At 55.2% G+C, this 11615-nt stretch carries 12 protein-coding genes; 9 read left to right on the top strand and 3 right to left on the bottom strand.

The window, feature by feature from the left end:
* Positions 1–34 precede the first annotated feature (34 nt).
* Positions 35–1246, top strand: coding sequence for a YeeE/YedE family protein (locus ACMZ66_RS14300; protein WP_416938013.1), 1212 nt, complete (start codon positions 35–37; stop codon positions 1244–1246).
* A 423-nt stretch (positions 1247–1669) separates the two neighbouring features.
* Here the strand turns inward: ACMZ66_RS14300 and ACMZ66_RS14305 are convergent, their stop codons facing one another.
* Positions 1670–2044, bottom strand: coding sequence for a hypothetical protein (locus tag ACMZ66_RS14305; RefSeq protein WP_416938015.1), 375 nt, complete (start codon positions 2042–2044; stop codon positions 1670–1672).
* A 115-nt stretch (positions 2045–2159) separates the two neighbouring features.
* Here ACMZ66_RS14305 and ACMZ66_RS14310 point away from each other — a divergent pair, with 115 nt between their 5' ends.
* Both ACMZ66_RS14310 and ACMZ66_RS14315 read left to right on the top strand, forming a co-directional pair.
* Positions 2160–3965: a DEAD/DEAH box helicase gene (locus ACMZ66_RS14310; protein ID WP_416938016.1), complete on the top strand. Its 1806-nt coding sequence runs from the start codon at positions 2160–2162 to the stop codon at positions 3963–3965.
* A gap of 78 nt (positions 3966–4043) precedes the next feature.
* Complete coding sequence (locus ACMZ66_RS14315) at positions 4044–4253, top strand: cold-shock protein (RefSeq protein ID WP_008892034.1); 210 nt, start codon at positions 4044–4046, stop codon at positions 4251–4253.
* Positions 4254–4367: 114 nt separating this feature from the next.
* Here the strand turns inward: ACMZ66_RS14315 and ACMZ66_RS14320 are convergent, their stop codons facing one another.
* Positions 4368–5045: a FadR/GntR family transcriptional regulator gene (locus tag ACMZ66_RS14320; protein WP_416938018.1), complete on the bottom strand. Its 678-nt coding sequence runs from the start codon at positions 5043–5045 to the stop codon at positions 4368–4370.
* A gap of 200 nt (positions 5046–5245) precedes the next feature.
* On the opposite strand from ACMZ66_RS14320, the gene ACMZ66_RS14325 reads away from it, so the two are divergent.
* The 6 genes from ACMZ66_RS14325 (at position 5246) to ACMZ66_RS14350 (ending at position 9981) form a co-directional block, all read left to right on the top strand.
* Complete coding sequence (locus tag ACMZ66_RS14325) at positions 5246–6028, top strand: transporter substrate-binding domain-containing protein (RefSeq protein WP_416938020.1); 783 nt, start codon at positions 5246–5248, stop codon at positions 6026–6028.
* 35 nt (positions 6029–6063) lie between these two features.
* Positions 6064–6735: an amino acid ABC transporter permease gene (locus ACMZ66_RS14330; RefSeq protein ID WP_416938022.1), complete on the top strand. Its 672-nt coding sequence runs from the start codon at positions 6064–6066 to the stop codon at positions 6733–6735.
* Positions 6728–7381 (top strand): amino acid ABC transporter permease, encoded by a 654-nt coding sequence (locus ACMZ66_RS14335; RefSeq protein ID WP_416938024.1) that lies wholly within the window; start codon positions 6728–6730, stop codon positions 7379–7381. Before ACMZ66_RS14330 ends, ACMZ66_RS14335 begins: the two co-directional genes overlap by 8 nt.
* Positions 7368–8096 carry an amino acid ABC transporter ATP-binding protein gene (locus ACMZ66_RS14340; RefSeq protein ID WP_416938026.1) on the top strand — a complete coding sequence of 243 codons (729 nt, stop codon included), beginning with the start codon at positions 7368–7370 and terminating at the stop codon, positions 8094–8096. Before ACMZ66_RS14335 ends, ACMZ66_RS14340 begins: the two co-directional genes overlap by 14 nt.
* Before the next feature lie 128 nt (positions 8097–8224).
* The gene (locus tag ACMZ66_RS14345; protein WP_416938028.1) at positions 8225–9463 is read left to right on the top strand and encodes an MFS transporter; all 1239 of its coding nucleotides are present in this window, start codon (positions 8225–8227) and stop codon (positions 9461–9463) included.
* 44 nt (positions 9464–9507) lie between these two features.
* Positions 9508–9981 carry a YaiI/YqxD family protein gene (locus tag ACMZ66_RS14350; protein ID WP_416938030.1) on the top strand — a complete coding sequence of 158 codons (474 nt, stop codon included), beginning with the start codon at positions 9508–9510 and terminating at the stop codon, positions 9979–9981.
* A 161-nt stretch (positions 9982–10142) separates the two neighbouring features.
* Here ACMZ66_RS14350 and ACMZ66_RS14355 read toward each other — a convergent pair whose 3' ends face one another.
* Positions 10143–11600 carry an aldehyde dehydrogenase gene (locus tag ACMZ66_RS14355; RefSeq protein ID WP_416938032.1) on the bottom strand — a complete coding sequence of 486 codons (1458 nt, stop codon included), beginning with the start codon at positions 11598–11600 and terminating at the stop codon, positions 10143–10145.
* Between the last annotated feature and the right edge of the window lie 15 nt (positions 11601–11615).

Below are 11615 nucleotides of genomic sequence, written 5' to 3' on the forward strand. Positions count from 1 at the left end.
TTTGAAGAATTCCATCAGAGTTTTGAGCGTCACCATGTCTGAAACCACCCTAAAAGCGCGCCCGGAAGTGCCGGGCTTTGACTTTGACAAGGGACCGGCTGCGATCACGGCTGTGTTGTTTGTTCTGGTCGGGATTGCCATCGCCCAGGCCGTCGATCTGCATCAGGCAGTTCTTTATGGCCTTGGCGGATTGCTTGGCATTTCGCTTTATCACGCATCCTTTGGCTTTACCGGCGGCTGGCGCCGCTTCTCGGTCGAAAAGCGCGGGCGTGCGATGCGTGCGCAGCTGCTTATGATCGGTGTGGCCGCAGCAGCATTCATTCCGATGCTCGCCCTCGGCAGTCCGCTTGGCAATCCGATTGTCGGCGCCGTTGCCCCGGTGGGCACGTCGGTTTTGATTGGTGCGTTTCTGTTTGGTCTTGGCATGCAGCTTGGTGGTGGCTGTGGATCTGGCACATTGTTCACCGTTGGTGGTGGCAGCGCGCGTATGCTGCTGACGCTCGTCTTCTTTATCATCGGGGCTGTGATCGGAACGGCGCATTTACCGATGTGGCTCGAACTGCCATCGCTTCCGCCCATGAGTGTCGGGCGTGAGTTCGGTGTTGCCGGCGGGCTTGCAATCACCTTTGGTGGCTTGGCGCTGATTGCCCTGATCACGGTGCTTGTTGAAAAACGTGCGCATGGATCGCTTGAAGTCACGCCCGTTGCCCCGCGTTCAGGGGTAGCACGTCTGTTTCATGGTCCATGGCCGCTGGTCTGGACCGGACTTCTTTTGGCCGGGCTTAATATCGCGACCCTTTTGATTGCGGGCCACCCGTGGTCGATCACCTTTGGCTTTGGCCTTTGGGGCGCAAAGATCGCGCAGGTCATCGGTATCCCGGTTGAAGCCTGGGAATTCTGGAATTGGGCGGGGCCTGCCAAGGCGCTTGGCAATTCGGTTCTTGAAGACAACACTTCGGTCATGAATTTCGGCATCGTTATTGGCGCTGCGTTTGCAGCCGCTTTGGCGGGTAAATTCGCACCAAAGGTTTCTGTGCCGCTTGCCTCACTTGTTGCCGCTGCGATTGGTGGTCTTTTGATGGGCTATGGCGCGCGTTTGGCATTTGGTTGCAATATTGGTGCATTCTTTAGCGGGATCGCATCGGGCAGTGTGCATGGTTGGCTTTGGTTCGTGCTGGCATTTGCCGGCAGTTGGATCGGCATCGCGCTACGTCCTGTGTTTGGTATGGATGGTTTCCGGAAATGAGCGAGAAAAACACACTTCTGTTTGGTGCGGTCTTCCTTGCAGCAACCGGTGCCGTTGCGCTTGACCATTACAGCCACAGCAACAACAGCCCGGCGATCGCCAACCCGGCACCGGCAAAACTTCCAAGTGCCAGCGCAAATCCATGTGCCGGGAATCCATGCGCTGCAAACCCATGCGGCTCAAACCCATGTAGTGCGAATCCTTGTGCAGGATACAACCCGTGCGGGGTCAATCCGTGTGCCGCGGGGAATCCATGCAGTCCCTGTAGCCCATGTGCGGCGGCAAACCCATGTGCTGCGGCAAACCCATGTGCTGCGGCCAACCCCTGTGGGGCAGGGTATAATCCATGTGCGGCGTCGCCTTGTAGCGCATCGCCATGCGGTGCCTATAATCCTTGTGGTGCGTCGAACCCGTGTGCGGCCTTCAATCCGTGTGCCGCTTCACCTTGCGCAGCTTCTCCATGTGGGGCGTCACCGTGTGCGCCAGCATCAAGCAATCCATGCGCAGCAGCAAATCCATGTGCCGCCTACAACCCGTGTGGCGCGGCAAATCCGTGTGGGGCAAGTAACCCCTGTTCGGCTTACTGAGCGCCAAAAATTGGTTGAAAAGCATCTGATCATAAACAGGCCCAGCGCGCAAATCTGCGGGGCCTGTTTGCGTAAAACGCGGGGCTGTAACAAATATGGCGTTTGACAAGGGGGGCAAACTCTGCGCATGGTGTCGCTGATATTTGATCGCTCCAGAAGCGTAGAGGGGATGGAAATCCCCCACTGTTGAGTGGTTAACGTAAGAACGCATTGAGATGTCCAGCTACGCGGGTGTCTCCAGAACTGCAAGGCGCAGACCTGATTACTAAACTTCACCGGGCGATGTCCCAGCTGTCTGCAGCCTCTAATTTACGAGTTACCCTTATTTGACCCAGTTTTCCGAACTCGGCCTGGCCGAGCCGGTCCTTCGCGCATTAGCGCAAGAAGGCTACGATGCGCCGACACCCATTCAGGCGCAGTCCATTCCGTCCCTACTAGAAGGTAAGGACCTGCTTGGTATCGCTCAGACCGGTACCGGCAAGACGGCAGCATTCGCGTTGCCGATTCTTGATCGTCTTTCCAAAACCGAAGGTCGTACACCCAAAGGTGCCTGCCGTGTGCTGGTGCTGGCCCCGACGCGCGAACTGGCAGCCCAGATCGGTGACAGCTTCCGTGCCTATGGCCGCTTCCTTAATGTCCGCGTTGCTGTGGTCGTTGGTGGTGTTGCCCATGGTCCGCAGATCAAGGCGATCACGCCGGGTGTTGAGGTTCTTGTTGCGACGCCAGGTCGTTTGCTTGATCACGTTGATAGTGGCAAGTTGAGCCTTAAGCATGTTGATGTGGTTGTGCTGGATGAAGCTGACCATATGCTTGATCTTGGCTTCCTGCCGCCGATCAAACGCATCATTAAAATGCTGCCGCGCGACCGTCAGAACCTGTTCTTCTCAGCCACCATGCCGACCCAGATTGGTCAGTTGGCAGGTGACATGCTGTCAGATCCTGTCAAGGTATCGGTAACGCCGGTTGCAACCACCCAGGAACGTGTCGAGCAGTCGGTTTACCTGATCGAACGCACCCGCAAGCGTCAGCTTCTGGCAGAGCTTCTTGATAATCCGGTTTTCAAGCGTACGCTGGTCTTTACCCGTACCAAGCGTGGTGCCGATCGTGTGGCGCGCCATCTTGAAGCCAACAAAATCAGCGCAGCTGCCATTCACGGTAATAAAAGTCAGAACCAGCGCGAGCGTGCCCTGAACGCCTTTAAGGACGGTCAGATTGGTGTGCTTGTCGCAACCGATATCGCAGCACGCGGTATTGATGTTGATGGCGTTACCCACGTTGTGAACTTCGAACTTCCGAACGTTCCGGAAAGCTATGTCCACCGTATCGGCCGTACGGCCCGTGGTGGAGCAAGCGGTACCGCGATTGCGTTTTGTGATGCCGAAGAACGTGGTCTTCTGCGTGATATTGAAAAAACCACCCGTCAGTCGATCCCGGTGATCGATCGTCGGGATGCTAAAGCCGCAGCCGAACAGGAAGCGCAATCCGAAGAAGCGCGTGAAAATAACCGTGGCCGCCGCAATGGTGGTGGTCAGTCGCGTGGAAATGGTGGTCGTGGTGCATCGGGCGGTAATGGTCGCGGTGGTCGTCAGGCCAATGGCCGGAATGATCGCAATGATCGTTCGGATCGCAGTGATGCGCGCGCATCTGCGCCGCGTCGTGATCGCGACGATGCGCGCAAGGCACCTCAGCGCCGTGACGGCGACGGAAATGCCAATGCGAATGCAGCAGCAGACAAAGCACCGGTAAGCCCGGCGCTGGAAAAATCCAAAAGCCGTTATAAGGGCGGGATCAAATCCCAGCCGGCAAACGGTCGTGGCAATGGTGGCGACAACAATGCTGCCAATGCTGACGGGCGCAAGCGTCCGGTCAAGCGTGTGGATTCCAATGGAAACCGCCGTGACCGTGATCGTAGCGACAATTCAATTTCTTCCGGTCTTTCCTTTATGGGTAGCACCGAGGAACGCCGCGCGAATGGCAACGGGGGCAATGGTGCCCGTAATGCCAGACCGCAAGGCAAGCGCACCGGTGCAAACCGCAATCGCAATCAACGTGGCCCTCAGTCTGGCGGGCAGCCGGGCGGCGCGGGTCGCGCAAACTCTTCTGGAAAACAATCGCGGCGTGAACGCGCCTGATTGTTTTTCGAACCCCTATAGGCGCACCCACGCGGGGTGTGTCGTAACGCCAATCAATACTCGATAGGAGATTTAAAGATGGCAACTGGTACCGTTAAATGGTTCAACGCAACTAAAGGTTTTGGTTTCATTCAGCCGGACGAAGGCGGAAATGACGTATTCCTGCACATCAGCGCTGTTGAACGCGCTGGCATGGGTCACCCGCAGGAAGGCGACAAAATCAACTACGAACTGCGCACCGATTCCCGTTCGGGTCGCGTTTCGGCTGATGATCTGACCGCTGCCTAATTCGGCTTGCCATTCCTTAGTGAATGGCACCGTATTAACGAAGCCCCCATCCGCGAAAGCGGGTGGGGGTTTTGTTTTGCGTGTTTCTGAGTGCATGGCTTAAGGGGGGTATTCTTAGGGGCGCAAAAACGCGATCTTTGCCCGGGTTGCGGCGCTTAAAACATGAAAATGCATGGCGTCACGTGCGCCTGATGGATTGTGTTCGCGGATATGGCGCAGGACCTGTTCATGTTCTGCCAATGGTGCGGCAATCGCGCTGGCATTGGCAAATGGCAGCATCTGGTTTTCATGGATGGTTTGTGCTGCCGGATGCATGGCATCGGCAAACATCGGATTGCCTGATGCCAGCAAAAGAATTTCATGAAAATCCGTATCGGCCATAGCGGCCGCAATCAAGTCGTCCGCATCAAGGGCCGCGCGCATGTCATCAATGCTGCTTTGAAGGGCACTTAGGTGGTCCTTGGTTCGCATTTGCGCTGCCAGTCCCGCGACATAGGGCTCAATCGCCAGACGGAACTGATAGACCTGTGCGGCTTGTCGACTTTTGATCTGATCGCGTGGTGTATGGGTCTGGCGATCGGCAATGTATACGCCTTTGCCTGCATGGATATGCACCATGCCCAATGCCTCGAGTGTCGCAAGTGCTTCGCGCAGGCTGGTGCGACTTATGCCAAGCTCAAGCGCCAGACTTCTTTGGGCGGGCAGCGAGTCACCAGCTTTTAATCCTTTGTTTTTAATCAGATTTCGAATGTCTCGAGCGGCGCGCTCTGGCGTGGTTTCGCTGCGTATCATGTCGTTCCCTGTTTCTGGTCAGACCAGTTTAGGCTGTGCTTATATGTCAAAATCATAGGTTTTAAGCGGTATATGCCGTTCCCTGATATGGAATTTACGACGATCGAAAAAATATTCATAGACAAAAGATCAAAAAATATGCAGCAATTTATACAGGTTAAAAAACGTGCATATTACATTCAAAAATCGGGTAGAGGCTCATGAAACATTTCTTCAAAACCGCAATCGCGGCTCTGACCATGCTTGCCGCACCGCTTGGTGCAGCACAGGCAGGTGCGCTTGACAGCATTGCTGAGGCCGGCGTTCTTAAGGTCGCAGTTCCGCAGGATTTCCCGCCATTTGGGTCGGTCGGGACCGATATGCAGCCAAAGGGCTATGACATCGATATGGCGGCTCTGATCGCCGAGGACCTTGGCGTTAAGCTTGAACTGGTGCCGGTCACGTCAAGCAACCGCATCCCGTATCTGACCACCGGCAAGGTCGATCTGGTGATTTCAAGCCTTGGCAAGAACCCGGACCGCGAAAAGGTGATTGATTTCAGCGATCCATACGCACCGTTCTATAACGGCGTCTTTGGCCCGGCGGATTTCTCGGTTGAAAAGGCAGCTGATCTGACCGGCATGTCGGTCGGTGTGACCCGTGGTGCGATCGAAGATCTGGAACTGACCAAAATTGCGCCGTCGGACGTTGATATCAAACGCTACGAAGACAATAACGGCACGATTTCTGCATTCCTGTCGGGTCAGGTTGACCTGATCGCAACGGGTAATGTCACTGCTGCTGCGATCATTGAACGCAATCCGCCGCGCAAGCCGGAGCCGAAATTCCTGATCAAAAATTCCCCCTGCTATGTCGGCCTGAACAAGGAAGAGCCGGAATTCATGGCCAAGGTCAACGAGATCATTGCCGCTTCCATGAGTGACGGTCGTTTGAATGCGATTGCCGAAAAGTGGCTTGGCATTCCGCTTCCGGAAAAGCTGTAAGCCGATTGGCTGACTGACAGGATCGTTTGAGATCAATGGCATATCAATTCGACTTCGGCGCCATCGTGCCGCATTGGGAGCTGCTGTTTGACGGGGTCATCCTGACCACGGAGCTAACAGTGATCGGGGCTGTGGTTGGCGTCGGGCTCGGTATCATGGGGGCGTGGGCGCGTGCGTCGCGCGCCCCGGTGATCAGCCAGATTGTCGGTGTGTATGTGGAACTGATCCGCAATACACCGTTTCTGGTGCAACTTTTCTTTATCTTCTTCGGGCTTCCGGCCCTTGGCGTGAAGCTGACGGAATTTCAGGCCGCTGTTTTGGCGATGATCGTCAATCTTGGGGCCTATTCGACCGAAATCATCCGTGCTGGTATTCAGGCCATTCCACAAGGGCAGATCGAGGCCGCACAAAGTCTTGCGATGAACCGGCTGCAGATTTTCCGCTATGTCGTGATCTTGCCAGCACTTCAGAAAATCTGGCCGGCTCTTTCTAGTCAGATCGTCATTGTGATGCTGGGATCGTCGGTCTGTTCGCAGATCGCAGCAGAAGAACTGACCTTTGGTGCAAACTACATCCAGGCCATCAATTTCCGCGCCTTTGAAGTCTATTTCGTTGTCACGGGATTGTATCTGGTGATGTCGATTTTGCTGCGCATGGGGCTAAAGGTTCTGGGCAACTTCCTGTTTGAACGGCGGCGTCATGTCTGAATTTTCATTATGGGACATCGTTTATAACCTGCTGATGGCCGGGCGCTGGACGGTGTTGTTGTCCCTGACCGCCTTTGTTCTGGGCGGGGTGGTTGGCCTGATCCTTTTGATGGTGCGCACCGCTGGTAATCCGTGGGCGGTTCGTTTGGTGCGTGGCTATGTCGAGCTGTTTCAGGGCACGCCGCTTTTGATGCAGCTGTTTATCGTATTTTTCGGTTTGCCACTAATCGGGCTTGATGTGTCGCCCTGGGTGGCGGCGACCCTTGGCCTGACCTTGTTCACAAGCGCCTTTTTGACCGAGATCTGGCGCGGATGTGTTGAATCAATTGGCAAAGGCCAATGGGAAGCATCGGCCAGCCTTGGCATGAATTTCACCCAGCAGATGCGCTATATCGTCCTGCCACAGGCGCTGCGAATTGCAGTTCCGCCAACGGTCGGTTTTTCGGTTCAGGTGGTTAAGGGCACGGCTGTTGCCTCGATCATTGGATTTGTTGAGCTGACCAAGGCCGGAACCATGATCACCAACGCCACCTATGCACCGTTCACGGTCTATGGCTGCGTGGCGGTGATGTATTTCCTGATTTGTTATCCGCTATCGCTTTTTGCCCGTCATCTCGAAGGAAGGTTCCGCCATGTCGCTCGTTGAATTGCATGCCATCCATAAAAGCTTTGGCGAGCTTGAAGTCCTTAAGGGCATTGATCTTTCAATCGATGAAGGACAGGTCATCGCCCTGATTGGCAAAAGCGGGTCGGGCAAAAGTACACTTTTACGCACGATCAACGGGCTTGAAGCGATTGATGATGGGGTGATTATGGTGGGCGGGAAAAAGATCAGCGAACGCGATGCAGACATGCTGGCCCTTCGGCTTCAGGTGGGCATGGTGTTTCAGCAGTTCAATCTGTTTCCGCACTACACAGCCCTTGAAAACGTCATGTTGTCGCCGCAGGTCGTTAAAAAGCAATCCAAGACCGAGGCAAAAGAAATTGCCGAAGAAATGCTGGCCAAGGTCGGGCTTGCTGACAAGATGATGCATTACCCCGATCAGCTTTCCGGCGGCCAACAGCAACGCGTGGCAATCGCCCGTGCTCTTGCGATGAAGCCCAAAGTCCTTCTATGTGACGAGGTCACATCCGCCCTTGATCCCGAATTGGTCAATGAGGTGTTGGCCGTTGTCCGCCAACTGGCCGAAGAAGGCATGACCCTTGTCATGGTGACCCATGAAATGCGTTTTGCCCGTGAAGTCTGTGACAAGCTGGTCTTCATGCATCAGGGCCGCATTCATGAAACCGGCGATCCGGAAGATGTCTTCGCCAATCCAAAAACGCCAGAGCTTTCAAGCTTTGTCGGTGGCCTTGCCTGATTGTGCCCAAGCCATTTCGTGATGCTTTTATGACATCTGATGCGTAAAGCGCAGAAAGGTTTAACCATTTAAGGTTGAGGCGCTAGAAGAACTCCTTGATGCCATGACAGGTGATAGGAGCAACTTCGATGCGTGATGATGGGGCAAGTGATCTTGGATCGGGCGGCAAGGCCGTGCCGTCGCCAATCATCGCACTTTTGGATCGCTATCCTTTCCTTGTGCTTGGCCTTCTTCTGGTGGGGGCGTTTACTTCATCCAGTGCAGCGCCACTGGCCGGGCTTTACGTGGTTGAAGGGCTTGGTCAGGCACCCTGGAAGCTTAGCATGGTTGCGATCGTTCAGGTCTGTGTGACCCTGATCGTTAATCGCAGTTTTGGACGTGCAATTGACCGTGCTGTTCCGGTCAAACTGCTGCTGATCACCAGTATCCTGTGCTTTGGAATTGGCATGGCGTTGCTGGGCACGTTTGCCAATTATTGGGTCTATCTCAGCATTGTGTCGATCCTTCTGGGGATCGGCTCCGGGGTGCTGTCGGTCATGTATTCGTTCGGTCGATTGTTTGCTGAGCAGACCAATCGCGATGTCGTCAAATTTAACGGTTTCCTGCGCATGCAGACATCGCTTGGCTGGATGGTCGGACCTGCGGCAGCGCTTTCGTTTTATGGTGTGTTTGGCTTTGCCGCGACCTATTACGCGATTGCCGCCTTGTCCGCAGTTTGGTTCGTCACCTGTTTATGGATCGTCCCGGCGGCGTTTAAAACCCATCACCCCAACAGCCTGAAACGGGGGCAAAAAGTTCCGTTCAATTTCGGGCTTCTGGGGGCGTGCATCCCGGTATTTTTCATCGGGGCGGCCAATGTGGTGTTTGTGTCTGCCGTGCCGCTCTATTTCTCGACCGAGCTTGGCCTGATGGCGTCATCGGCGGGCTTTGCGCTGACCGTAAAATGCTTTGTCGAGGTCGTGGTGATTTACTACTGCGCGTCGCTGATCAAACGGGTGGGGGAGCGCAAGGGCATGTTGATCGCAGCCCTTCTTGGTGCTGTGTTCTTTGGCCTGATCCACGAGGCGACCACACTTTCAGATGTGCTTATTTTGGCGATCCTCGATGGGCTTTATTACGGCATCTTCGCCGGGATCAGCATGACATTCGTTCAGAATTTTGCACCCGATCAGCCCGGTGTCGCCACAAGTTATTATGTCAGCACGCTTTTTGTCGGCGGACTGATTGGCAATCTTTTGACCGGTGTAATCGCCAGCATGTTTGATTTCCAAACGACCGTTTTGATGGCCTGTGTGTTTGCCTTTGTTGGCGGGGGCGTCCTGTTTGTGATGCGTGATGCCAAACCCGATGTCGCGGCCACATCCTGATCAAGATGGCTTGACTTTGAAGCCGTCCCGGTGATGATCGCGGCATGTCAGAAAGTACTGAAAATACCCGTCCGCGATTGCTTGTTGATGCTGATGCCTGTCCGGTAAAGGCTGAATGCGAACGCGTGGCCGAACGTCACCGGATTGAGATGATCCTGGTCTCGAACGGTGGTATTCGCCCGTCGCGCAATCCGCTGATCAAGATTGTTATTGTGCCGCCTGAACCCGATGCGGCCGATGACTGGATTGCCGAAAATGCGCGCGCACGCGATGTGATCGTCACCAACGATATTCCGCTGGCATCACGCGGGCTTGAGATTGGTGCGCGCGTCCTTAAGGCCAATGGGCAGGAATTCACCGAAGCCAATATCGGTAATGCCTTGGCTGGTCGTGAAATTGCTGCTCACATGCGTGAAGTTACTGGCGAGCAGGGGCGCAATGCATCCTTCACGCAAAAGGACCGATCGAAATTCTCAAGCGCGCTTGAGGTGCTGGTTCAGGTCGTGTTGCGCGACTGATCCTGTGCCCGAAACGACGCAGGCCGCCAAAGCGCGGAGCGTCTGGCGGCCTGCACACAGGTCCTGATTTGTAAGGGAACTCAATACAAATCAGGCTTCCCCCCTGCGTAACTTGACATCAACCGGGCAGGGGTTCTGCCCGGCCGACAATATGGTGCGTCTTAGAACGGGTAATGGCGTTTGCCGCTTTGGATCGTGATCCAGCGCATTTCGGTGAATTCATCAATCGATGCCTGCGATCCGAAACGGCCATAGCCAGACGATTTCACACCACCAAACGGCATCTGTGCTTCGTCCTGAACGGTCGGGCTGTTGATGTGGCAAATGCCGCTTTCAATGCGTTTGGCAACTTCCATCGCGCGCGGAATGTTGGTCGAGAAGACCGCGGATGACAGGCCATATTCGCTGTCATTGGCAATACGAACCGCTTCGTCTTCGTTACCAGCGCGGATGACGACACAGATCGGACCAAAGCTTTCCTCGGAATAAATTTTCATCGCAGGCGTCACGTGATCCATCAGGGTCGCGTCCATGAGAACGCCGTCCTTGGCTTTGCCGGAACCGGCAACCAGCTTCGCACCCTTGGACACAGCATCTTCAACCAGTTCTTCGATGCGATTGACCGCTTCGACATTCACAACACCGCCAAGGATGTGTTCGGCCTTTGCCGGATCACCAGCGGTCAGTGTTTTGGCTTTGGCGGCCAGTTTGGCAACAAAGTCATCGGCAACCGCATTGTCGACGATCAAACGTTCGGTCGACATGCAAATCTGGCCCTGGTTCATATAGGCACCAAAGGCCGCGCCATTAACCGCTTCGTCCAGATCGGCATCATCAAGGACAAGGAACGGTGCCTTGCCACCCAGTTCAAGCAGAACCGGTTTAAGGTGTTCTGCACCCAGTTTGGCAATGATGCGACCTACACGGGTCGATCCGGTAAAGTTGATGCGACGAACTGCCGGATGGGCAATCAGGGTTTCAACGATTTCCGGGGCATCTTCCGGTGCGTTGGTCACAACGTTAACAACACCGGCCGGTGCGCCAGCTTCGACCAGGCATTCACCAATCAGGCGATGCAGGGCCGGGCAAAGTTCGGATGCCTTAAGGATCACGGTGTTACCGCAAGCAAGCGGCATGGCAATCGCGCGCGTGCCCAAAATCACCGGCGCGTTCCATGGGGCGATCCCCAGAACAACACCGACAGGCTGGCGCACACCCATGGCCATCAGACCCGGATGATCAGACGGAATGATGTCGCCCGTGATCTGGGTGGTCATCGCACCCGCTTCACGCAGCATATTGGCCGCAAGATGGGCGTTAAATCCGCCCCACATGCGCGTGCTTCCGGTTTCATCAAGAACCAGTTGGCCGAACTGATCGCCTTTGGATTCCATGATGTCGGCGGCCTTAAGCAGGATCTTGCGGCGTGCGCCCGGGCCCATCTTTGACCATTCCGGGAAGGCGGCAGCGGCTGCATCCGCAGCCTTGCGCGCATCTGATGCATTGGCGGCGGCTGCAACGGTGGCGGTTTCGCCGGTTACCGGGTTTTTGCGTTCAAACGTGCGGTTGTTTGATGCGTTGACGTCCTGGTTGTCGATCAACAGTTTGACATCGTTCATGACGTTTCTCCTGAC

This window comes from Thalassospira sp. (genome assembly GCF_048059015.1).
GTDB lineage: Bacteria > Pseudomonadota > Alphaproteobacteria > Rhodospirillales > Thalassospiraceae > Thalassospira.

What these genes read in the sequence shown, in the direction of transcription:
- ACMZ66_RS14330 (WP_416938022.1), top strand. Translation starts at nt 6,064, where the DNA reads ATGGCATATCAATTCGACTTCGGCGCCATCGTGCCGCATTGGGAGCTG.
- ACMZ66_RS14350 (WP_416938030.1), top strand. Translation starts at nt 9,508, where the DNA reads ATGTCAGAAAGTACTGAAAATACCCGTCCGCGATTGCTTGTTGATGCT.
- ACMZ66_RS14345 (WP_416938028.1), top strand. Translation starts at nt 8,225, where the DNA reads ATGCGTGATGATGGGGCAAGTGATCTTGGATCGGGCGGCAAGGCCGTG.
- ACMZ66_RS14305 (WP_416938015.1), bottom strand. Translation starts at nt 2,044, where the DNA reads ATGCGTTCTTACGTTAACCACTCAACAGTGGGGGATTTCCATCCCCTC.
- ACMZ66_RS14355 (WP_416938032.1), bottom strand. Translation starts at nt 11,600, where the DNA reads ATGAACGATGTCAAACTGTTGATCGACAACCAGGACGTCAACGCATCA.
- ACMZ66_RS14315 (WP_008892034.1), top strand. Translation starts at nt 4,044, where the DNA reads ATGGCAACTGGTACCGTTAAATGGTTCAACGCAACTAAAGGTTTTGGT.
- ACMZ66_RS14320 (WP_416938018.1), bottom strand. Translation starts at nt 5,045, where the DNA reads ATGATACGCAGCGAAACCACGCCAGAGCGCGCCGCTCGAGACATTCGA.
- ACMZ66_RS14335 (WP_416938024.1), top strand. Translation starts at nt 6,728, where the DNA reads ATGTCTGAATTTTCATTATGGGACATCGTTTATAACCTGCTGATGGCC.
- ACMZ66_RS14340 (WP_416938026.1), top strand. Translation starts at nt 7,368, where the DNA reads ATGTCGCTCGTTGAATTGCATGCCATCCATAAAAGCTTTGGCGAGCTT.
- ACMZ66_RS14325 (WP_416938020.1), top strand. Translation starts at nt 5,246, where the DNA reads ATGAAACATTTCTTCAAAACCGCAATCGCGGCTCTGACCATGCTTGCC.
- ACMZ66_RS14300 (WP_416938013.1), top strand. Translation starts at nt 35, where the DNA reads ATGTCTGAAACCACCCTAAAAGCGCGCCCGGAAGTGCCGGGCTTTGAC.